This window comes from Actinobacillus vicugnae, assembly GCF_901687125.1.
Lineage (GTDB): Bacteria > Pseudomonadota > Gammaproteobacteria > Enterobacterales > Pasteurellaceae > Actinobacillus > Actinobacillus vicugnae.
Genome location: NZ_CABFJY010000046.1, coordinates 1 through 22,712, shown reverse-complemented (window position 1 = coordinate 22,712; position 22,712 = coordinate 1). Strand labels below are relative to the sequence as shown.

The 22,712-nt window shown below is 41.3% G+C and carries 21 protein-coding genes and 2 pseudogenes; 17 read left to right on the top strand and 6 right to left on the bottom strand.

What is annotated here, in order from left to right:
- Positions 1-44: 44 nt before the first annotated feature.
- Entirely contained in the window at positions 45-932 is an 888-nt protein-coding gene (locus tag F8M47_RS09155) for a LysR family transcriptional regulator (RefSeq protein WP_150539799.1), read from the bottom strand.
- A 131-nt stretch (positions 933-1,063) separates the two neighbouring features.
- Here F8M47_RS09155 and F8M47_RS09150 point away from each other — a divergent pair, with 131 nt between their 5' ends.
- The 8 genes and pseudogenes from F8M47_RS09150 to F8M47_RS12155 all read left to right on the top strand — a co-directional run bounded on the left by F8M47_RS09150 (position 1,064) and on the right by F8M47_RS12155 (position 7,414).
- Positions 1,064-1,642, top strand: coding sequence for an NAD(P)H-dependent oxidoreductase (locus F8M47_RS09150; RefSeq protein ID WP_150539798.1), 579 nt, complete (start codon positions 1,064-1,066; stop codon positions 1,640-1,642).
- Between the two features lie 9 nt (positions 1,643-1,651).
- Positions 1,652-1,936: a YciI family protein gene (locus F8M47_RS09145; RefSeq protein WP_150539797.1), complete on the top strand. Its 285-nt coding sequence runs from the start codon at positions 1,652-1,654 to the stop codon at positions 1,934-1,936.
- A 59-nt stretch (positions 1,937-1,995) separates the two neighbouring features.
- A complete protein-coding gene (locus F8M47_RS09140) occupies positions 1,996-3,129 on the top strand; it encodes an amidohydrolase family protein (RefSeq protein ID WP_150539796.1) in 1,134 nt (377 codons plus the stop codon).
- A gap of 44 nt (positions 3,130-3,173) precedes the next feature.
- A pseudogene (locus F8M47_RS09135) lies at positions 3,174-3,920 on the top strand (SDR family NAD(P)-dependent oxidoreductase).
- A gap of 16 nt (positions 3,921-3,936) precedes the next feature.
- Positions 3,937-4,653 (top strand): putative quinol monooxygenase, encoded by a 717-nt coding sequence (locus tag F8M47_RS09130; RefSeq protein ID WP_150539795.1) that lies wholly within the window; start codon positions 3,937-3,939, stop codon positions 4,651-4,653.
- 26 nt (positions 4,654-4,679) lie between these two features.
- Entirely contained in the window at positions 4,680-5,627 is a 948-nt protein-coding gene (locus F8M47_RS09125; protein ID WP_150539794.1) for an aldo/keto reductase, read from the top strand.
- 118 nt (positions 5,628-5,745) lie between these two features.
- Complete coding sequence (locus tag F8M47_RS09120; RefSeq protein ID WP_150539793.1) at positions 5,746-6,357, top strand: NAD(P)H-dependent oxidoreductase; 612 nt, start codon at positions 5,746-5,748, stop codon at positions 6,355-6,357.
- A gap of 10 nt (positions 6,358-6,367) precedes the next feature.
- Positions 6,368-7,414: pseudogene (locus tag F8M47_RS12155) on the top strand (aldo/keto reductase).
- A gap of 64 nt (positions 7,415-7,478) precedes the next feature.
- On the opposite strand, the gene F8M47_RS09110 reads toward F8M47_RS12155, so the two are convergent.
- Entirely contained in the window at positions 7,479-8,015 is a 537-nt protein-coding gene (locus F8M47_RS09110) for a KdsC family phosphatase (RefSeq protein WP_150539792.1), read from the bottom strand.
- A gap of 58 nt (positions 8,016-8,073) precedes the next feature.
- Between F8M47_RS09110 and F8M47_RS09105 the strand changes: the two genes are divergently transcribed.
- The 3 genes from F8M47_RS09105 (at position 8,074) to F8M47_RS09095 (ending at position 11,221) form a co-directional block, all read left to right on the top strand.
- The gene (locus F8M47_RS09105) at positions 8,074-8,784 is read left to right on the top strand and encodes a YggS family pyridoxal phosphate-dependent enzyme (protein ID WP_150539791.1); all 711 of its coding nucleotides are present in this window, start codon (positions 8,074-8,076) and stop codon (positions 8,782-8,784) included.
- 170 nt (positions 8,785-8,954) lie between these two features.
- Positions 8,955-10,802: a translational GTPase TypA gene (gene typA / locus F8M47_RS09100; RefSeq protein ID WP_150539790.1), complete on the top strand. Its 1,848-nt coding sequence runs from the start codon at positions 8,955-8,957 to the stop codon at positions 10,800-10,802.
- Between the two features lie 155 nt (positions 10,803-10,957).
- Positions 10,958-11,221, top strand: coding sequence for a GrxA family glutaredoxin (locus F8M47_RS09095; protein ID WP_150539789.1), 264 nt, complete (start codon positions 10,958-10,960; stop codon positions 11,219-11,221).
- 55 nt (positions 11,222-11,276) lie between these two features.
- Here the strand turns inward: F8M47_RS09095 and rph are convergent, their stop codons facing one another.
- Positions 11,277-11,993: a ribonuclease PH gene (rph, locus tag F8M47_RS09090; RefSeq protein WP_150539788.1), complete on the bottom strand. Its 717-nt coding sequence runs from the start codon at positions 11,991-11,993 to the stop codon at positions 11,277-11,279.
- A gap of 206 nt (positions 11,994-12,199) precedes the next feature.
- Here rph and F8M47_RS09085 point away from each other — a divergent pair, with 206 nt between their 5' ends.
- Both F8M47_RS09085 and ygfZ read left to right on the top strand, forming a co-directional pair.
- Positions 12,200-13,063 carry a YicC/YloC family endoribonuclease gene (locus F8M47_RS09085; RefSeq protein WP_150539787.1) on the top strand — a complete coding sequence of 288 codons (864 nt, stop codon included), beginning with the start codon at positions 12,200-12,202 and terminating at the stop codon, positions 13,061-13,063.
- An 8-nt stretch (positions 13,064-13,071) separates the two neighbouring features.
- Positions 13,072-13,959, top strand: coding sequence for a CAF17-like 4Fe-4S cluster assembly/insertion protein YgfZ (ygfZ, locus tag F8M47_RS09080; protein ID WP_150539786.1), 888 nt, complete (start codon positions 13,072-13,074; stop codon positions 13,957-13,959).
- A 35-nt stretch (positions 13,960-13,994) separates the two neighbouring features.
- Here ygfZ and F8M47_RS09075 read toward each other — a convergent pair whose 3' ends face one another.
- Entirely contained in the window at positions 13,995-14,255 is a 261-nt protein-coding gene (locus F8M47_RS09075; protein WP_150539785.1) for a YfhL family 4Fe-4S dicluster ferredoxin, read from the bottom strand.
- Between the two features lie 209 nt (positions 14,256-14,464).
- On the opposite strand from F8M47_RS09075, the gene treB reads away from it, so the two are divergent.
- On the top strand, positions 14,465-15,889 hold the full coding sequence (treB, locus tag F8M47_RS09070) for a PTS trehalose transporter subunit IIBC (RefSeq protein ID WP_150539784.1): 1,425 nt from the start codon (positions 14,465-14,467) through the stop codon (positions 15,887-15,889).
- Between the two features lie 123 nt (positions 15,890-16,012).
- Complete coding sequence (treC, locus tag F8M47_RS09065; RefSeq protein ID WP_150539783.1) at positions 16,013-17,635, top strand: alpha,alpha-phosphotrehalase; 1,623 nt, start codon at positions 16,013-16,015, stop codon at positions 17,633-17,635.
- 45 nt (positions 17,636-17,680) lie between these two features.
- Here the strand turns inward: treC and narL are convergent, their stop codons facing one another.
- Positions 17,681-18,310 (bottom strand): two-component system response regulator NarL, encoded by a 630-nt coding sequence (gene narL, locus F8M47_RS09060; protein ID WP_150539782.1) that lies wholly within the window; start codon positions 18,308-18,310, stop codon positions 17,681-17,683.
- A 205-nt stretch (positions 18,311-18,515) separates the two neighbouring features.
- Here narL and rlmKL point away from each other — a divergent pair, with 205 nt between their 5' ends.
- Together rlmKL and trmL are read left to right on the top strand one after the other, a co-directional pair.
- Positions 18,516-20,654 carry a bifunctional 23S rRNA (guanine(2069)-N(7))-methyltransferase RlmK/23S rRNA (guanine(2445)-N(2))-methyltransferase RlmL gene (rlmKL, locus tag F8M47_RS09055; protein WP_150539781.1) on the top strand — a complete coding sequence of 713 codons (2,139 nt, stop codon included), beginning with the start codon at positions 18,516-18,518 and terminating at the stop codon, positions 20,652-20,654.
- A gap of 58 nt (positions 20,655-20,712) precedes the next feature.
- Positions 20,713-21,192: a tRNA (uridine(34)/cytosine(34)/5-carboxymethylaminomethyluridine(34)-2'-O)-methyltransferase TrmL gene (gene trmL, locus F8M47_RS09050; protein WP_150539780.1), complete on the top strand. Its 480-nt coding sequence runs from the start codon at positions 20,713-20,715 to the stop codon at positions 21,190-21,192.
- 142 nt (positions 21,193-21,334) lie between these two features.
- Here trmL and tal read toward each other — a convergent pair whose 3' ends face one another.
- Complete coding sequence (gene tal / locus F8M47_RS09045) at positions 21,335-22,282, bottom strand: transaldolase (RefSeq protein WP_150539779.1); 948 nt, start codon at positions 22,280-22,282, stop codon at positions 21,335-21,337.
- Positions 22,283-22,712: the final 430 nt, after the last annotated feature.

The window sequence follows — 22,712 nt, the reverse complement described above, 5'->3', positions numbered from 1 at the left end:
GAAAAGTGCGGTGCAAAAATGTGAAGTTTTAGGGTATTTTCACGCTACCAATCAGTCGCCTTTGCCAACAAAAAATCCACCATTGCTTTTACCCGTGGCGCAAGTTGCGAGCGGTGAGGGTATTCCAACACAAGGGGGAAGTGATTTTTTTCATAGATTTTGGGTAAAATCGGCTTAAGTCGTTTTTGTGTCAAATAAGGCTTGGCGAGGTAATCCGCCACTTCAGCAATACCTAAATGCTGTAATGTCGCCTCAAGCACCGCTTCAGGATCGGAGAAAGTCAGCACCGCTTGGTGTGGCTCAAAAGGCTGTTCTTGAAAATGCCAGAGTTGCAATTTACCACTGAGAAAACGCCGTGCAATCAAGCGATGTTGCGTTAAATCCGCCATGGTTTTCGGCTCGCCAAATTGGGCGAGATATTCAGGGCTTGCCACCAGCGTAGTGGTCATCGTCATCAAAGGGCGGGCGATCATGGAAGATTCCTCAATCGTACCGCCACGAATCACCAAATCATAACCGTCTTTGACAAAATCAATCACCCGATCATTAAAATCCAATTCCAACTGAATTTGCGGATAAAGGCGTTGCAATTCAGGCAACAACGGCAAAATCAAATGACGACCAATGGCACTCAGTAAAGAGATTCGCACCTTGCCAACGGGCGAATTTTGGCTGGCTTTTAGGCTATCAGTGGCGTGTTCCAACATTTCCAATGCAGGGCGAATTTGCTTTAAAAAATCTTCCCCTTCAAGGGTTAAACTCAGGCTTCGTGTAGTGCGATTAAACAACCGCACCCCGAGGGATTTTTCCAAAATAGCAATGCTTTTACTCACCGCAGGCGGCGTGATGTCAAGGGCTACAGCGGCTTCCGTAAAACTGCCCGATTGTGCGGTTTGCACAAAGGCAATCAAATGTTTGATGTTTTTTTGCATAGGGTTCTTCTTTCATTGATTATTCTTAATTAATAACTTTTTCTCACAACTATTATGCCATTTAACTTCTTTTTCTTCATAAATTCAAGCGATAAAATAACCGCACTTTCAAACAATAAAGGAATTTAACAATGAAAACATTAGTGATTGTTTCTCACCCATATTATGAACGTTCAGAAATTACCAAAGCTTTTGTACGTTCGATTTTAACTTTAGGCAATGATGTTACCATACGCAACATTGACGAACTTTACGGCACGGATTTCACCGCAATCAATGTGGAAGAAGAACAAAAAGCCTTTGAAGCGGCGGATCGCATTGTATTCTTATTCCCCGTGCATTGGTTCAACTTAACCCCAATGCTGAAAGCCTATATGAATGCGGTATGGTCATACGGCTGGGCGTTTGGCGAAGGCGGTTATGCTATTGCTGGCAAAGAGTTACAAGTGATTTGTTCGGCTGGGGCTCGTGAAGAAGTGTATCAACCCAATGGCTTAGTACAATGCACAGGCGAGGATATTTTAAGTTCAATCGAGGCGTCTGCTTACTATACGGGAATGACCTATAATACGCCAATGGTCTTTATGGGCGTGGGAGCTGGTGTGAGTGATGAACTGCTTGCTGACTGGCAAAATCAAGTATTGGCTCGTTTAGGTTCACCATTAGGCACGAATGTGAAATCAAAATCCACTCGCAGAATGCCTGCATAAGGGGGAAAAATGTATTTAATCGACATCGTGATTGACCAAAACAAAGTAGCAGGCGAACAAGCGGAAACAATGTTAAACGCTCACCGCCAATGGTTTGCTAAATACTTTCAATCAGGCAATTTTTTAATGTTAGGTCCATATTTAGATCAAGCCGCTGCTGGCGTGATTATCGCCCAATGTACAGACCGTGCCGAGCTTGATCGCATTCTTGCCGAAGATGTGTATTACCCTGATTTGGCTCGCTATATCGTACGTGAATTTAAAGCCACGATGGTGGCGGAAAATGTAGAATAGTTCCAAGGAAAATAAGCTATTTCACCGCATTAAAGTGCGGTGATTTTTTAGGAAGTTTTATGCTATCAAGACGACATTTTTTACTTGCTGGGGCAATATCAGCAGTAATGCCGAGGCTAAGCTTTGCAAGTGAATCGCAAAAAAATCGCCAAAATCAACCGCTTGCATTAATTGCTATTGAAGAACACGCTAATGATTCTGCTTTGGCTCAGGCAAGTGGCAAGGCGATATTGGCAAATTTCCCTTATCTTGCGGATTGGGGCAAGCAAGTGGATGATTTGGGGGAATTAGATTTAACCCGTCCGCGTGTAATTAAAGCAAAAGATTCTATGCAAAAACTGCTCGACCAAGGGCAGGGGCGTTTGCAGGAAATGAATCGCCACGGCATTACGATGCAAGTGCTGTTGCACGCCGCTGCACCGCAATTTATTCAAGGTGAAAGTGCGGTGGAATTAATTGCTAAATCGAACGATGGCTTAATGCTAACAGCATTGCAATATCCTTCACGTTTTGCTGGCTTTGCCAGTTTGCCGTGGCAAGATGTAACGGCTGCGGTAAAAGAGGCTGAACGCTGTGCTAAATTGGGTTTCAAAGGGGTATTAATTAATGGCAGACCGAGTGGCGATTTTCTTGATCACCCACGCTATCGCCCGATTTTAGCGAAATTGAATGAATTGAATCTGCCGTTATTTATTCACCCTGGTGTGCCATTGCCCGAGGTGCAACAAGCCTATTATGGCGGTTTTAACAATGAAGTAACGGCTAGATTATCAATGTTTGCGTGGGGGTGGCATAACGAAGCGGGCATTCAGGTGATCCGCCTGATTCTCGCCGGTGTGCTAGACGAATTTCCGCAGCTGAAATTGGTTAGCGGACATTGGGGCGAACTGGTTCCCTATTATTTGGAACGGCTGGACGACAGTATTCCGCAACAGGCGACGGGCTTAACACGCACCATTGCACAAACCTATCGTGATCAGGTATTCGTTACCAACAGCGGCATGACCAACCTTGCCCATTTCAATTTTGTGCGGGAAACGGTGGGAATAGACAATATGTTATTTTCCGTGGATTACCCTTATCTTTCCCTCAATGGTGCAAGAGCGTGGGTGGAAAATCTGCCGATTTCTGCGGAAGATAAAGCAAAATTCGCCTATCAAAATGCGGTGAAACTGTTAGGGCTAACCATTTAATACCACCACTGGACTCTGATTTTAAAAACGGTAAAGGAGAAAAAATGACCACATTAACAAACAAAACCGCCCTTGTTACAGGCGGTGGCTCGGGTATCGGGCAAGCTATTGCTTTACGTTTAGCTGAAAAAGGAGCAAAGGTGTTAATTGCAGGGAGAAATGAGAAAAATCTGCAAAAAACGACCGCACTTCACCCTCAAATTGAGTATGTTGTAGCTAATATTTGCCAAACAGAAGAAGTTAGCAAGATGATTGACGCCGTGCAAAGTCGCTTTGGTTAATTAGATATTTTAATTAACAATGCGGGTATAGCCCCAACGGCAACCTTGGAAGACAGCACGCTGGCATTATTTGATGATATTTTCACACTCAATGTGCGAGCCGTGCTGGATTGCACCAAACAAGCATTACCTTTGCTCAAAACAAGTAAAGGCAACATTGTTACTATTTCATCAGGCTTGGTAGGCAATCCGCAAGCGGGCATTTCACTTTATACCGCAAGCAAAGCCACTATTCAAAGTTTGACAGTGAGCTGGGCGAAAGAACTTGCACCTTTGGGTATTCGCGTAAATACCGTTGCAGCTGGTGCAACAGACACACCGCTTTACGAGAAAACCACGCAAACCGCTGAAGAATTACAAGCCTATAAACAAGCCGTAAATCAAGTTATTCCCTTGGAGCGATTTGCACGACCCGAGGAAATTGCCAATGTGGTGGCATTTATCGTGTCTGATGAAGCACGATATGTTACAGGGGCAAACTATGCCGTTGACGGCGGATTTAGCTTATAAATTAAAGGAGATACCAATGAAATTATTTAAAACCCTTGCCACAACCCTGGCATTTTCTACCGCACTTTCCGTGCACGCCGCCCCGATTTTCAACCTGTTTGAATTGGGTGTGCAACCAACCCAAACCGAACGTTATAACCAAATCGGCGAAAACAACATCAACGCTTCCATTCAAAATGAAACGGGGACATTGGCGATGTATTCGGTGAAATCTGATGAATTTCACTATATGGTCGAGCTTTATGCAGATGAGCAAGCCTATCAAACGCATTTGCAATCGCCGCAATATAAGGCGTTTATAGAAGCCTCGCCCGAGATTCTAACGGAACATAAAAAGCGTATCGCGCTTGAACCGAAATTCCTGGGCGATAAAAAAGTGACGCAACAAGCCGACACCAAAACCAATCTGGTAATGGTGGAAGTAAAACCCGAACACAATAGCGCATTCCACCAAATCGTGCGTGACGAAATGGTGCAATCGCTCAAAGTGGAAGAAGGCGTACTGGCTATTTATGCCGCCACTGAAAAAGACAATCCAAACCGTTGGTATTTCTTTGAGATTTATCGAAACGAACAGGCGTATCAGCAACATCGTAACACGCCACATTTTCAAACCTATTTAAACCAAACAGCAGAAATGCTAAGTAAGAATAAGGTGTTCTACAACATCACGCCCGTCAAACTCGGCAATAAAGGTGGCGTGTGGTTTGATGTGTTAGAGAATACAAAGTAACCAAAGCTAAATAAGAGGACAACAAAATGAAACAATTTCCAAAAATCGCATTAGGCACTTGGTCTTGGGGCGCAGGCTTTGCAGGCGGGGATCAAGTATTCGGCAATCATTTAACCGATGAACAAATGGCAGACGTGTTCGACACCGCAATGCAAGCAGGGTTGAACTTATGGGACACCGCTGCCGTGTATGGAATGGGATCGTCTGAAAACGCATTGGGGGCGCAAGTTCGTCGTTATGCTCGTGAGGAGTTGATCCTGTCCACTAAATTCACCCCACAAATTGTTGAAGATGTGGATCAGCCTGCGGTGAAAATGCTGGAAGACAGTCTTGCCCGTTTAGGTACGGATTACATTGATGTCTATTGGATTCACAATCCGTTTGATGTGGAAAAAATGACTCCGTATATGATTGATGCTCTCAACACAGGCAAAATCAAACAGCTCGGTGTATCGAACCACAATCTTGCACAAATCAAACGCGTACAAGAAATCCTCGGTAGCGCAGGGTATAAATTAAGTGCGGTGCAAAATCATTACAGTTTGCTTTATCGTTCTTCCGAAGAGTCAGGCATTTGGGATTATTGCCGTGAAAATAACCTGATCTTTTACGCTTATATGGTGTTGGAACAAGGCGCATTAACAGGGCGTTACAACGCACAAAATCCATTGCCTGAAGGTTCAGGGCGTGCAGAAACTTACAATAAAATTCTGCCAAAACTGACCGCACTTACGGATAAAATGACTGAAATCGGCAAACATTATGATAACGCCAACCCGGCACAAATCGCTATCGCGTGGGCAATCGCCAAAGGCACGTTGCCATTAATCGGCGCAACCAAACCACACCACGTTTTAGATTCGGCAAACGCAGCGAAAATCGTATTGCATGCCGATGAAATCGAGGTTTTGGAAAAACTCGCGAACGATGCAAGTGTGAATACCAAAGGGGCGTGGGAAAATCCGATGATTTAAGGATTTATTGCCCTCAATGGTATGTGAATTTTGCTATTAAGGGTAATTTTTATTCGTTTTTTCTTCATTATTAGCAGGCGTATAGTGAAGAAAAAGCAAGCAAACAAGGAGAGCTAAAATGGCAAAAACACGCAGAGAGTTCATTCAAGCTACCGCAGCGGTGGCACTGACGAGCGGTCTTTTTTTCAGCAAAATCAGCGAGGCAAGCCAAACAAGAAATAAAGCGGTGAAGAAAACCTTAGTGATTGTTTCTCACCCATACCCTGAACAATCCACGTTCACCAAAGCGTTGCAACAGGCGGCGGAAACGGTGGATAACGTAACCGTGCGCAATTTAGAAACGATTTACGGCTTCGATACCCGCTCAATTGATGGCGATAAAGAACGCCAAATCACGCGCGAACACGAGCGTATCGTGTTTATCTTCCCGACCCACTGGTTTAACATCACCCCGATGATGAAAGCCTATATGAACGATACCTGGGGCAGCGTCGGACCGGGCTTGTGGCAGGGCAAAGAATTTCTCGCCGTTACTCAAGCTGCTGGCGGTCGTTCCACTTACGGCAAAAACGGGCGAATCGGCGTGGAACTGAAAGATGTATTCCTGCCGCTTAAAGCCAGTGCATTACATTGTGGAATGACCTATTTAGAACCACTTGCCTTTGAAAACGCCAGCCGTTCGCAAATTCCAAGCAACCAAAAACAACTGATTGAGCGTTTGACTCAATAAGGCGCATCAGATGAAAAAATCCCTTTTAATGACTGTCCTTGCGGGGCTGATAAGCCTTAGTTGCTACGCAGAAAATCTCCACGCTTTTGATTTTGAAAAACGCACGGTGGAGCTGAATAACGGCATTGAAATGCCGATTATCGGTATCGGGATGTGGCAGCTTACGCCCGAACAGGCGGAGCGTTCCGTGCTGTCGGCGTTGCAAAACGGCTACCGCCTGATTGATACCGCCTATATGTATCATAACGAAGAAGCGGTCGGGCGCGCAGTGAAAAAATCGGGCGTGCCGAGAGGTGAAATTTTTATCACCACCAAACTATGGACAAGCCAATATGCCAACGCAGAACAAGCCGTTGAAGAACGCTTAAAAGCGCTTGACGTGGATTATATCGACTTGATTTTATTGCACGCCCCGGGCGCACACGACAAACAGGCGTGGTAGGCGTTGGAAAAAGCGGTGAAAGCCGGCAAAGTGCGCTCAATCGGCTTGTCGAATTATCAACAAAAAACCTTCGACGAAATTATGAAAATCGCCACCATTACGCTGGTTTTGGTGCAAAACGAGGTTCACCCCTACAACCAGGACAACCACACCAAAGCCTACCTTGCCAAATTTGGCACGCAAATGGAAGCCTGGTATCCGCTCGGCGGGCGTAATAGTTACGGCGAAGGCGGCAAGGAAACCTTATTTGCCGACCCGGTAATCGCGGCAATTGCCAAAGCGCACAACAAAACGCCGGCGCAAATTTTACTGCGTTGGCAGTTGCAGGCAGGCAATATCGCCATTCCGGGTTCCAGCAATCCTGATCATATTAAAGAAAATATCAGCATTTTTGACTTTGCCCCCGAAATCAACCGCTATTTGCAAGCCCACTTGTTCGGCGACGTATTCGCCAGCGACCTGCTCAACTGGCAGGAGCGGGAAGTGTTAACCCTCGGTGCATTGGGCGCGGATCCGCTACTCGCCCCACAATATAACGGGCATAAAAACATTGGCAAACACAATGGGCTAACCAATAAGCAAATTGTGGAAATTGAGAAGTTGGTGAAAGAATAGAATTGAGTTGATGTTGAAACAAGCGGTCGTTTTTAGCAAAAAATTTACGACCGCTTTGAGTGTATTACTGTGCCATTTTGTTAGCCACTTTTAAAAAACCATCAGCACTGCTGAAAATTTCGCTAAAGCCTTGTGCTTCAAGCACTCTATCAGATACTTCACGAAAGGCGCCGTGTCCGCCTGCACAATCGAGTACCCAATCAGCTTGTTTTTTCACATAGTCACGGGCGTTGGCGGTGGCGATTGCCAGTCCACATACTTCAAACGCAGGTAAATCAAGGCTGTCATCACCAATAAAGGCGGTTTGTTCAGGTGTGACGCCCGCTTCTTTCATCAGCTCAAAACAGGCTGAGCGTTTTTCCATCTTACCTAGTTTAACCAGTTTAATTTTCAGTTCTGCTAAGCGGCTACGTAACAGTGGATGATCACCGCCAGAAAGTGCCGCAACTTGAATGCCACACGCCATCAACATTTTAATCCCTAAGCCGTCGTGTACGTGAAAGCGTTTCATCGCTTCGCCTTCTGCCGAGTAGTACAAGCCACCGTCAGTCAGTACGCCGTCTACATCGGTGATGATTAATTTAATCTGTGTTAAGTCCATTTCCTTTTCCTTTGCGTATTTGATATTATGCACCCTATTATAAATTTTGGAGCCTAAAATGTCGATTTCAGAAAATCTTGCCCGTATTTCTCAACAAATTCAACAATTTGCTCAGCAAACGGGCAGAGATAACGTGCGTTTATTGGCGGTATCGAAAACTAAGCCTGTTGAAATGATTGAACAAGCCATTTATGCAGGACAGCGAGCCTTTGGGGAAAATTATGTACAAGAAGGCGTGGAAAAAATCGCTTATTTTGCTAAGACGCCTGATTTGGAATGGCATTTTATCGGTCCGTTACAATCGAATAAAACCCGTTTGGTAGCAGAGCATTTTGACTGGATTCAAACGGTTGATAGGCTCAAAATTGCTGAGCGGCTCAGTGTACAACGTCCAGTGGATAAAGCTCCACTCAATGTGCTAATTCAAATTAATATCAGTGATGAAGACTCTAAATCGGGTATTGCTCCCGAGCAAATGTTATCGCTTGCAAAACAAATTTATCAACTACCACATTTACGTTTGCGTGGTTTAATGGCGATTCCGAAGCCAGAATCAGATCCTCAACAGCAAAAAATTGCGTTAAGTAAAATGCAACAACTTTTCGACCGCTTGCAGGCTGAATTTGACGGAATCGATACGCTTTCAATGGGAATGAGTGATGATATGCAAAGCGCAATTGAATGTGGTTCAACGATGGTTCGTATTGGCACTGCAATTTTTGGTACCCGTGATTATCCTACAAAAAATTTAGCAAATTCAGCCGCTTAAATCATAGCCAATAAATAAAAAATTCTGTATAATCTCGCCCTTTCGTGAATTGTGATCTTGATCACAATAACAAATAGCGTATTAGCTATACAAAAGGGGCGACTCCCCAATTAAAGATTTCCACTGTGCGTGTAAACGCACTCTATATTCAACTCAATAAAGACATATCAATGCAAAATTTAGATATTAATAAATTGCGTAATATCGCAATTATCGCACACGTTGACCACGGTAAAACCACCCTCGTAGATAAACTTTTACAACAATCAGGCACATTAGGTGAAACTCGTGGTGATGCAGATGAGCGTGTAATGGACTCAAACGATCTTGAAAAAGAACGTGGTATTACTATTCTTGCAAAAAATACTGCAATTAACTGGAACGATTACCGCATCAATATCGTAGATACCCCTGGACACGCGGACTTCGGTGGCGAAGTAGAACGTGTACTTTCAATGGTTGATTCTGTGTTATTAGTGGTGGATGCGTTTGATGGTCCAATGCCACAAACTCGTTTCGTAACCCAAAAAGCATTTGCGCACGGCTTAAAACCAATCGTAGTGATCAACAAAGTTGACCGTCCAGGTGCACGTCCTGACTGGGTTGTAGACCAAGTATTCGATTTATTCGTAAACTTAGGTGCAACTGACGAACAATTAGATTTCCCTATTATTTACGCATCAGCATTAATGGGAGTAGCAGGTTTAGATCACGAAGATCTTGCTGAAGATATGACCCCGTTATTCCAAGCGATCGTAGAACACGTTGAACCACCAAAAGTGGAATTAAACGCACCGTTCCAAATGCAGATTTCACAATTAGATTACAACAACTATGTGGGCGTAATTGGTATTGGTCGTATCAAACGTGGCTCAATTAAGCCAAACCAAACCGTAACGGTGATTGACTCTGAAGGCAAAACACGTAACGGCAAAGTGGGGCAAGTATTAGGGCACTTAGGTTTACAACGTTATGAAGCAACAGAAGCATTTGCTGGCGATATTATCGCGATCACAGGTTTAGGTGAGTTAAATATCTCAGATACGATTTGTGATATTAACAACGTGGAAGCATTACCAGCATTAACCGTTGATGAACCAACAGTAACGATGTTTTTCTGCGTAAATACTTCACCATTCTGTGGTCAAGAAGGTAAGTTCGTGACTTCACGTCAAATTCTTGAGCGCTTAAATAAAGAACTGGTACACAACGTAGCATTGCGTGTGGAAGAAACACCTAACCCTGATGAATTCCGTGTATCTGGTCGTGGTGAATTACACTTATCGGTATTAATCGAAAATATGCGTCGTGAAGGTTATGAGTTAGCGGTATCTCGTCCAAAAGTAATCTACAAAGAAGAAAATGGTAAAAAACAAGAGCCGTTTGAACAAGTAACTATCGATATTGAAGAACAACACCAAGGTTCAGTAATGGAAGCATTAGGTATCCGTAAAGGTGAAGTGAAAGATATGATTCCAGACGGTAAAGGTCGTACACGTTTAGAATATGTGATCCCAAGCCGTGGTTTAATTGGCTTCCGTAATGAATTTATGACGATGACTTCAGGTACGGGTTTACTTTACTCAAGCTTCAGCCACTACGATGATGTGAAACCTGGTGAAATTGGTCAGCGTAAAAACGGCGTATTAATTTCTAACGCAACAGGTAAAGCCCTTGCTTATGCATTATTCGGTTTACAAGAACGTGGTAAATTGATGATTGATCACGGTGTGGATGTTTATGAAGGTCAGATTATCGGTATTCACAGCCGTGGTAACGACTTAACTGTAAACTGTTTACAAGGTAAAAAATTAACTAATATGCGTGCTTCAGGTAAAGATGATGCAATCGTATTAACGACCCCAGTACGTATGACATTAGAGCAAGCGTTAGAATTTATTGATGACGACGAGTTAGTAGAAGTAACGCCACAATCGATTCGCGTTCGTAAACGTTTATTAACCGAAAACGATCGTAAACGTGCAAGCCGTACAACAACAAGTACTAGCACGAGATAAACAAAATTAGTTTGATAAAATGCCTGCTTTGAATTATTCATAAGCGGGCATTTTTTAAGAACTTTTTGCAAAAAACTGCTAAAATTCGACCGCTTATTCGTTTTGGAATTAGCAGTTAGCATAAGAAATTATCTTGATTTTATAAGGAATGAATAATGTTCGTAGAAATTTACGGTCGTATGACTTGCCCATACTGCACACGTGCGAAAGCATTAGCGGAAAAAATGAAAACAGAATTAGCTGATTTTGATTTTAAATTTATTGATATGATCGCTGAAGGCATTTCAAAAGAAGATCTTGAACCACGAGTAGGTAAACCAGTTGCAACCGTTCCACAAATTTTCTTAGATAATGTTCACGTGGGTGGTTGTACCGATTTCCAAGCGTTAGTAAAAGAAAAATTTGGTATTGAAGTTTAATTACAGATAATCAGAAAGAAAAATGGCACAAGTTTTTACCTGTGCCATTTATTTTTTATAGTGCTAAGGCTTTACGTTGAGCATCTAATAACTGATTAATTCCTTGATGAGCAAGATCGAGTAATTGTAATAACTCCATATGTGAGAATGGTTCCCCCTCTGCAGTGCCTTGCACTTCAACTAATCGACCGTCTTCGACCATCACCACATTCATATCTGTTTCGGCATTTGAATCTTCTACATATTCCAAGTCACACACGGCATTGCCATCCACAATACCAACAGAAATTGCAGCAACCAAACCTGTCATTGGGCTTTCTTTTAATACACCGTCAGCCACTAATTTATTTATTGCATCGTGTAATGCTACACACGCACCTGTAATTGCTGCCGTACGAGTGCCACCGTCTGCTTGAATCACATCACAATCTAAGGTAATGGTACGCTCTCCAAGCGCTTTTAAATCAACCACGGCACGTAATGAACGAGCGATTAAACGTTGAATTTCCATGGTTCTGCCACCTTGTTTGCCTTTTGCCGCTTCGCGTTGCATACGGCTATGGGTGGAACGTGGCAACATACCATATTCTGCGGTAACCCAGCCTTGTTGCTGACCTTTTAAAAAGCGAGGCACACTTTCTTCAATGGTGGCATTACATAACACTTTAGTTTCACCAAATTCAACTAAAACAGAACCTTCTGCATAACGAGTATAGTGACGAGTAATTTTTACAGGACGAACTTGATTAAGTTCACGATTATTTGGGCGCATGATTTCTTCCTTTTACTAAAAAATTTTCGCCATTTTAACAAATAAAACAGTACAATGTGATTTTTATTGCCGATGATACTCGGAAATACACGTAAAGGTTTTCAGACTGGTGACAAGCGGTCAAATTTGTTGAATTTTTTGCAAAATTTTTTCGTGTTTTTCTGTGTATTTTATCGTAATGAGTAAATAAGTAAGAAGGAATAATTATGATTTATAGTATGACTGCTTTTGCCCATTTAGAAATTAAAAAAGAATGGGGCAATGCCGTGTGGGAAATCCGCTCGGTTAATCAGCGTTTTTTAGAAACCTATTTTCGTTTACCCGAACAATTCCGCAATTTAGAGATGACTTTGCGTGAGCGTCTGCGTGCGACATTAACCCGAGGCAAAGTGGAATGTAGTTTGCGTATTGAATTAAGCCATAGCCAAAACAGCGAATTAGCACTCAATAAGGATTATGCACAACAGGTAATCAGCTCATTACAAATATTACGTAGTATGGCGGGTGAAGGTGAAATTAATTTAGTCGATATTTTACGTTACCCAGGTGTGGTAGATACGCAAAACCAAGATCTTGACCAAATTGGGCAAGATTTATTGGCAGGCTTTGAACAGATTTTAGCGGACTTTATCGCAATGCGTGCGCGTGAAGGGGCAAATGTACAAGCGCTTATTCAACAACGTTTAGACACAATTGCACAAATTGCAACGAAAGTTCAGACGCAAATGCCAGAAATTTTGCAATGGCAAAAAGATAAATTGCAACAACGTTTTGATGAGTTGAATTTACAGCTTGATCCACAACGTTTAGAGCAAGAAATGGTGTTAACCGCACAGCGTGTAGATGTGGCGGAAGAATTAGACCGCTTACAGCTACACGTTAAAGAAACGACAAATGTGTTGAAAAAAGGCGGTGCAGTCGGACGTAAATTAGATTTTATGATGCAAGAGCTAAACCGTGAATCAAATACATTAGCATCAAAATCGATTAATGCGGACGTGACCAATTCAGCGGTTGAATTAAAAGTATTAATTGAACAAATGCGTGAGCAAATTCAGAATTTAGAGTAGGTGTTTTTATGATGTGTGAATGCAGCAAAATTAGCAATAGCCACCCAGATCTCTGCGTGCAGCTTTCTCAGTATCGTTTAATTGAAATTGCAGGTGTAGATGCTGAGAAATATCTTCAAGGACAATTAACCTGCGATGTAGCCAAGCTAACCGACGGTGAGCACACTTTAACATGCCACTGTGATCCAAAAGGAAAAATGAGCGCAGTGATTCGCTTATATCGTCAGTCTGTAGATAAATTTATCGCAATGATCCACGCTGACTTATTACCTGAAGCGCTTAGCCAATTGAAAAAATATGCGGTATTTTCCAAAGTAACTTTCACGGAATTAGATACCCCAATTTATGGGGTAACAAGCGGTGAAGTTTTGGCAAAGGTTGACGAAAACTCGACTGTTTTAGTGCTTCCTCAGGGGCAAAAGCGTGCGATTGTGTGGGGTGAAACACTCGAAATCAATGCGGATAGCCAATTATGGGATTTAATGGATATTCAAGATGGGTTACCGATTTTACTCAAGGCAAATCAATTTGAATTGATTCCGCAAGCAACGAATTTACAAGCGGTCGAAAATGCGATTTCTTTTACCAAAGGCTGTTACATTGGGCAAGAAACGGTAGCTCGTGCGAAATACCGTGGCGCAAACAAACGTGCAATGTTTACTTTAGTGGGGATGACTGAAGGCGAAATTAATCTACCTGAGATTGGCGGGGCAGTTGAGATGCAGCTCGGTGAAAACTGGCGCTCAACGGGTACAATTTTAAGCCATGTCACATGCCAAAACCGACTTTGGCTACAAGTGGTGATGAATAACGATGTGGAAGCTGATACGGCATTTAGAATCAACGGTATTTCATTATCCATTTGTGATTTACCTTACAGCTTTAAAGACGCATAACAAAAACGGAGAATGATTAACTCATTCTCCGTTTTTTATAGCTTATCTGCATGATGAATCATCACAAATCTTTCCCACAATTCTTCTTGTGTTTCTTGATGTTCAGGATCAGCAATAATACAGTTGCTAATTGGGCAAACTTTTTGGCAGGTTGGTTTTTCATAATGCCCAACACATTCGGTACATAACACAGGATCGATCACATACACATCATCCCCGATTGAAATCGCTTCATTCGGGCATTCTGGTAAGCACATATCGCAGTTAGTACATTTGTGGGTAATCAGTAGAGCCATAAATTTGAGTGTATTCTAAAAAGTGAGCGATTATACAGCTAAAAATAAAAAGATAAATTTAGATTTACAGATATTTTACGCTAAAACACAAAATTTTTGTGATCTAGCTCTCAATATGCAAATTTATAATTGTGCTAGGGAACGTTCCCATTTACAAAAAATAACCGCTATTTATAATTCGCTTAATTTTAATAACAGGAGTATTTCCTATGGCTAAAGCAAACATCAATCCACAATATGTGGATCAATTAATCGAATTTATTGGCGGGCGTGACAATATCGCCACCGTGACTCACTGTATTACTCGGCTACGTTTTGTCTTAAATGATGACACCAAAGTTGATAGCAAAGCGTTAGAAGCGCTACCCATGGTTAAAGCTAACTTTTCTGTTGGTGGCCAATATCAAGTAGTAATCGGACAAGAAGTGGGTGATTACTACAAAATTGTGCTAGAAAAAACGGGCTTGGCAAATGTAGATAAAGAGCAAGTAAAACAAGCAGCACGCCAAAACCAGAAAGGCTACGAACGGTTAATTTCGCATATGGCGGAAATTTTTACCCCGCTTCTGCCTGCATTAATTAGTGGAGGTTTGATTTTAGGTTTCCGCAATGTAATTGGTGATATAGCCATGTTTGAAAACGGTACCAAAACATTGGTACAAGTGTCGGCATTTTGGGCGAGCGTACATAGCTTCTTATGGCTAATTGGCGAGGCGATTTTCCATTTCTTACCTGTGGGAATCTGTTGGTCGATTGCTCGTAAAATGGGGACTTCGCCGATTCTTGGGATTGTGTTAGGGATTACCTTAGTTTCGCCACAATTAATGAATTCTTATGGTTTAGGTTCACAAATTCCAGAAGTATGGGATTTTGGTGTTTTAGCAATTGAGAAAGTCGGTTATCAAGCGCAAGTGATTCCAGCCATTCTTGCAGGACTTGCGTTGGCGTATATTGAACGTTTTATGACAAAAATTGTACCGAATTATCTCAATCTGATCATTGTGCCTGTGGTGTCGATTATTGTGGCAGTATTCCTTGCGCATACTATTATCGGCCCAATCGGGCGTGAAATTGGTAACGGCATTGCATTTGTGGTGAAACATGTAATGACAGGCGATTTTGCACCAATTGGTGCGGCGTTATTTGGTTTCCTTTATGCACCGCTTGTGGTAACAGGAGTACACCAAACCACACTTGCGATTGATATGCAAATGATCCAAAGCATTGGCGGTACGCCTGTTTGGCCTATTATCGCACTTTCGAATATTGCGCAAGCCTCTGCGGTATTGGCGATTGTTTTTGTCAGCAAAAAAGTGAACGAACGTGAAGTCTCGGTGCCAGCTGCACTTTCAGCTTATTTAGGCGTAACTGAGCCTGCAATGTATGGTATCAACTTAAAATATCGCTTCCCAATGTTGTGTGCCATGACTGGTGCAGCGCTAGCAGGTTTAATTTGTGGATTGGCAGGCGTGTTAGCAAACGGCATTGGCGTGGGCGGCTTACCAGGTATTTTATCTATTCAACATATTTACTGGGGAACATTCGCACTCGCGATGTTAGTGGCTATTATTGTACCACTGTTTCTAACCATGATGGTTTATAAACGTAAAGAGAAAGCGGGTACTTTAGAATAATCATACAAGCGGTCAAAATTCTTAGAAATTTTGCAACAACAAATGACAGGGACGCCACGTTTGGCGTCTATTATGTGATGAAATAGGGCACGAACTATTGTGTTCTTAGTTTAGGAAAGCAGCATGAACAATAATTGGTGGAAAAACGGAGTAATTTATCAGATTTACCCGAAATCTTTCCAAGATACAACAGGCTCAGGTACGGGCGATATTCAAGGTATTATCAAGCGTCTGGACTATTTGCAAACCCTCGGAGTGGATGGCATTTGGATTACTCCAATGTACGTTTCACCGCAAATTGATAACGGCTACGATATCGCAAATTATCGTGAAATCGATCCGAGCTATGGTAGCATGGCAGACTTTGAAAAGCTGATTGCAGAAGCACATAAACGCAATATTCGTATTGTAATGGATATGGTGTTTAATCATAGTTCAACCTTCCATGAGTGGTTTCAGCAAGGCGAAGATCCAAATTCGGAATATCACGATTTCTATATTTGGCGAGATGAGCCCACTAACTGGAAATCCAAATTTGGCGGTTCGGCATGGAAATGGTCGGATAAAGCACAAAAATACTATCTGCATTTATTTGCAACCGAGCAAGCTGATTTAAACTGGGAAAATCCTCGCTTGCGAGCGGAATTATTTGATATTTGCCGTTTTTGGGCAGAGAAAGGCATCGATGGTCTGCGCTTAGATGTGGTGAATCTGATTTCAAAACCCGAACAGTATGAAGATGATCTTGAAGGCGATGGACGTCGTTTTTATACGGATGGACATAAAATTCATCAATATTTACAAGAGCTCAACCAAAAAGCGCTTACGCCTTATGGATTGATGACGGTGGGAGAAATGTCTTCCACTAAGCTGGAGCATTGTCAGCAATATGCAAATTTAGCAGGGACTGAGCTTTCGATGACCTTTAATTTCCACCATTTGAAAGTAGATTATCCAAATGGTGAAAAATGGACTTATGCCCAGCCTGATTATGTCGAACTGAAATCAATTTTCAACTATTGGCAGCAAGGTATGCATGGCAAAGCGTGGAATGCATTGTTTTGGTGTAATCATGACCAGCCTCGTATTGTTTCTCGTTTTGGTGATGAAGGGGAGCTTCGTACCACTTCAGCTAAAATGTTAGCGATGTTATTACACGGTATGCAAGGCACACCATACATTTATCAAGGCGAAGAAATTGGTATGACAAATCCGAGCTTCAGTACGATTGCGGAATATCGAGATGTGGAAAGCCTGAATGCGTATGCACAATTGCAAGAAAAAGGCGAAAATGAACCGCTTATTTTGAAAATTCTAGCGCAAAAATCTCGAGATAATGCTCGTACCCCAGTGCAGTGGGATACGTCTAACAATGCTGGTTTCAGTAATGGAACACCGTGGATTGATGTTGCCAAAAATTACCGTGAAATCAATGTTGAGCAAGCGTTAGCAGATAAAAATTCGGTTTTTTATACCTACCAATCTTTGATTGCGTTACGTAAAAATTTGGCGGTATTAACGGAAGGGGATTACACTGATTTATTACCTGAGCATCCATCTGTGTGGGCATATCGCCGTCAAACAGCACAAGAAAAATTCACTGTTGTTGCGAATTTAAGTGCGGAAAAGCAGTGGGTTCAACTTGAAACAAGCGGTCAGATTTTAATGAATAATTACCAACAAGTGATTCAAAATGAACAGGGCTTTTGGCTTGAGCCTTATCAGGGGATTTATTTAATTGAATAAGATAAAAAATAGGAGCATGATTTGCTCCTATTTTTATATTAAATATTAGCCTTTTTGTTGCTCTAAATAGAGTACAGTAGCGGCAACACGTGAATGCACATTTAACTTGCGTAATAAATTACGAATATGCACTTTCACGGTTTCTTCTGAAATAAATAATTGGCCAGCAATTTGCTTGTTAGACATACCAGTTGCGATCCATTGTAAAACATCGCGTTCACGGTCGGTTAAAACACTTAATGGATCGTTTTCTGGGCGGCGATCTAGTAAATGTTGTTGTACCGCTTCACTCAACACCATTTCACCTTTTGCCGCTTTACGGATATTTTCAACTAAATCTGCCGTATCGCTATCTTTCAATAAGTAGCCGTCCACACCAGCATCTATTAATGCAAAAATATCCGATTGCTCGTCTGATACAGTCAAAACGATAATGCGGCTATCTACACCATGATTACGCAAAGAACGCAACGTATCCAAGCCAGATATTCCTTTCATGTTTAAATCTAAAATAATCAAGTCAGGATCTTTATCTAATGCTAACGCAATACCATCAGTGCCGTTACTTGCTTCACCGACAACAACAAAATTATCTTCTAATTCAAGAATTTGGCGCATCCCTTGACGCATGAGCGGATGATCGTCAATTAACAATATTTTATAAGGTTCGGTCATGTATTCCTCCGATAAAAATAGCGTAAATTCTGACGGTTATAATTACCTAAAACAAGTTACCCATTTTGGGTAATTTGTGACATTTTTGATCTTAACCAATTTATTGTCTAGTTTAATTTCCGATGGGCTGGTAAAACTTTTCCACTATTAGACCGCTTGATCCGCTATAATAACACCAATTTTTTGCTAATAAAGAATGATAACAATGACAACTCAAACAACTTATTTCGCCACCGCTGCTCGTGGCTTTGAAGAAATGTTAAAAACTGAATTAGAGCAGATTTGCCAAGCTGAATGCAAGGTGGCTCAAGGTGGGGTACATTTTACTACGACCCAACGTGGCGCATACCAAGCGTTATTAAATAGCCGCTTGGCTTCTCGTATTTTATTACCGTTAGTCACTACTAAAATTTTTAGTGATTTGGATTTATATGCCACCATTGTCGGTATTAATTGGGCAGATATTTTTGATCCCCGTGATACCTTTTTCGTTGATTTTAACGGCACAAACCGAGAAATTCGCAACACGCAATTTGGTGCAATGCGCGTAAAAGATGGGGTGGTGGACTATTTTGAGCGTAAAGGCTTTGCGCGCCCAACAGTTGATAAAGATCACGCGGATATTCGTATTCACGTTTATCTTGATCGAGAAAATATGGTGGTATCGCTTGATTTAAGTGGTGATGCGCTACATATGCGTGGTTATCGTGAAGATACAGGTAAAGCGCCATTGCGTGAAACACTTGCAGCTGCGATTATTTTACGTTCTGGTTGGCAAAAAGGTACGCCTCTTGTCGATCCAATGTGTGGTTCAGGTACGTTACTGATTGAAGCTGCACAAATGCAGGCGGGGATTGCGCCACAATTGCACCGTAAATATTGGGGCTTCAATGCGTGGAAAGGGCATCAACAAGCAGTCTGGAAAGAAGTGTTAGAACAAGCGTATTTGCAAAAAAATGAAGAAATTCAACCGCTTTTCTTTGGCTTTGACCTTGACCACCGTGTACTTGTTAAAGCAAAACAGAATGCTAAAAATGCAGGAGTAGCACATTTAATCCAATGGCAGCAGGGTGATGTCGCAGCCCTTAAAAATCCTTGTCCAGAGCGGGTAGGGACAGTTGTTTGTAACCCGCCGTATGGTGAACGTCTAGGCACAACTCCTGCATTAATTGCGCTTTATTCAGTATTTGGGCAACGTTTAAAACAGCAGTTTGGCGGTTGGAATGCTTCTATTTTTAGCGGTGAGCCAGAGCTACTAAACTGCTTACGCTTACGTTCGCATCGCCAATTTAAAGCGAAGAATGGCCCGTTAGCTTGTTTGCAAAAAAATTATCAAATCAGTGAACGAACGTTAGCGGATCAACAAACGGATAATCTTAAATTTGAACAAAATGCCCAAGTAGCCCCCGATTTTGCAAATCGTTTAGCGAAAAATATCAAAAAAATTGAAAAATGGGCAAAACAGCAAGGAATTAACGCTTACCGTTTATATGATGCAGATTTACCTGAATATAATTTGGCAGTCGATCGTTATGATGACCACATTGTGGTACAAGAATATGCCGCACCTAAAAACATTGACGAACAAAAAGCTCGTCAGCGTTTATTAGATGCAGTATCTGCGGCTTTATATGTAACAGGTGTTGAAACCAATAAACTTGTGCTCAAAGTACGCCAAAAACAAAAAGGTACGAACCAATACGAAAAATTAGCGAATAAAGGCGATTATTTTTACGTAACTGAATATGGCGCAAAATTGTGGGTAAATTTAACCGATTATCTGGATACAGGTTTATTCCTCGATCATCGCTTAACCCGTAAAATGGTGGGACAAATGGCGAAGGGCAAAACTTTCCTCAATTTATTTGCTTATACAGGTTCAGCCACTATTCATGCAGCATTAAATGGTGCAAAATCTACCACAACGGTGGATATGTCAAATACTTATCTAAATTGGGCGGAGCAAAATTTAGAGTTAAATAATTTACCATTACGTAATCACCGTTTATTCCAAGCGGATTGTTTACAATGGTTGGCAGACTGTCGTGAGCGTTTTGAACTGATTTTCGTTGATCCTCCAACATTCTCTAATTCTAAACGTATGGAAGACAGCTGGGATGTACAGCGTGATCACATTAAATTAATGAGTCAGTTAAAACGCATTTTAACTACAGATGGAACAATTGTGTTCTCAAATAATAAGCGCTGTTTTAAAATGGATTTTGATAGATTAGCCGAATTAGGTTTACAAGCGGAAAATATTTCACACAAGACCTTACCGCTTGATTTTGAACGTAATCCGCAGATTCACAATTGTTGGATCATTCGCCATATTGAAAATTAATTACGATGGAATACACGAATAGACAGCTTCGTGTATTCTGCTTTTTGGGTAAATAAAAATGTTAGATATTGTTTTATACGAACCAGAAATTCCACAAAACAGCGGTAATATTATTCGCCTTTGCGCAAATTGTGGTTTTAGATTACATATGATTGAACCGCTAGGTTTTGCATGGGATGATAAAAAGTTACGCCGTTCTGGCTTGGATTACCATGAGTTTGTTGATATTCAAAAATATAAGGATTTTGAAGATTTCTTAGCGCGTGCAAAACCGAAGCGATTATTTGCGCTAACGACTAAAGGTGAGCCGAATCATAGTGAAGTGAGCTATGAATTAGGTGATTTCTTGATGTTTGGTCCAGAAAGTCGCGGTATCCCAATGTCAATTTTAGATAGCTTACCGATGTCCCAAAAAATTCGAGTGCCAATGTGCAAAGACAGTCGCAGTATGAATTTATCTAATACGGTTGCGGTTGTGGTGTATGAAGCATGGCGCCAATGTGGCTATCAAGGTGCAGTGGCTAGACAACCGATTTAAACGAAAACAAGCGGTCAAATTTCTAAAATAATTTGTGCAAATAATTCCAGAAAAACGACCGCTTGCATATTTTTAGTATGAGTGCATCATCAGTAATAAAAAAATCCTAAGCAATATGCTTAGGATTTTTTATAGGTGTAAATTAGAGTTTTGTCGCAAGCATTGCTTCTAATTTCTCAATATCGACCGCAAATTTACGAATACCTTCCGCTAATTTTTCAACAGCCATTGGATCTTGGTTATGTTGCCAGTAGAATTCAGCTTCTGTTAATGGTGCAGGACGAGCTTTAATCTCACCTTTGTATTCTAATTTACGCACAAGTGGCGCATTGCTTTCTGCTAATTCTTTTAATAATGTTGGTGCGATAGTTAAACGGTCACAGCCTGCGATTTCTGTAATTTCTCCGACATTACGGAAACTTGCGCCCATTACTACAGTTTGATAACCGTATTGCTTGTAGTAGTTATAGATATTTGTTACCGAAATTACACCTGGATCTTCTGCAGGCGCATATTCTTTTTTCTCGGTTGTTTTGTACCAATCTAAGATACGACCAACGAACGGAGAAATTAAGTAAACGCCAGCTTCTGCACACGCACGAGCTTGAGCCTGAGAGAATAATAAAGTTAAGTTACAGTTAATACCTTCTTTTTCTAAAACTTCCGCAGCGCGGATACCTTGCCATGTTGAAGCGATTTTGATCAGAATACGGTCATTGCTAATGCCAGCCTCGTTATAAAGCTTCATAATTTGGCGAGCTTTTTCAATGGTTGCTTCTGTATCATAAGAAAGACGAGCATCAACTTCTGTTGAGATACGTCCTGGGACAATTTTTAGAATCTCTAAACCAATGTTTACGGCTAATTTATCTTCTGCATCAATAAGCTGTTGTGCTTTATCATCACTTTTTGTTTTTGCATATGCAACTGCATCATCAATTAATGAAGCATATTGTGGTAATGCTGAAGCACTTAAAATTAAAGATGGGTTAGTTGTCGCATCTTGTGGTTGGTATTGTCTGATTGCTTCAATATCACCTGTATCAGCAACAACAACAGTCATTTCACGTAAAGCATCTAATTGGCTCATAAAAGGTTCCTCTTTATATATAAATAGATGAATAAGGATAGTGACCTATATAATAACAATAACTTATCGAAAAAGTACCAATAATTTTGTGAGGAAGATCACAAAATCAGATATATAGTCAAAAGTTATCATAAAATCGCTCAAAAATGCTCTTGTTTTGTTCAGATTGTAGAATAAGTATTCGAAAGGTAAATTATTTAAAATTTTTTGCAAAAAACACTTGCATAGGCTTAGAAAATCTCTATAATGCACCACACACAACGACGCACTGTTGTGAACGAAGTTAAGTTATCCAGTGCGTCGTTTCTTTTTGTTCTTTAACAATCTATCAGACAATCTGTGTGGGCACTTGTTGATTGACTTGATTGAAAATATTTTTTAATTTTGAAGTCTTAATAGGTGCTTAAACTAGAAATTCATTTTTACTTTT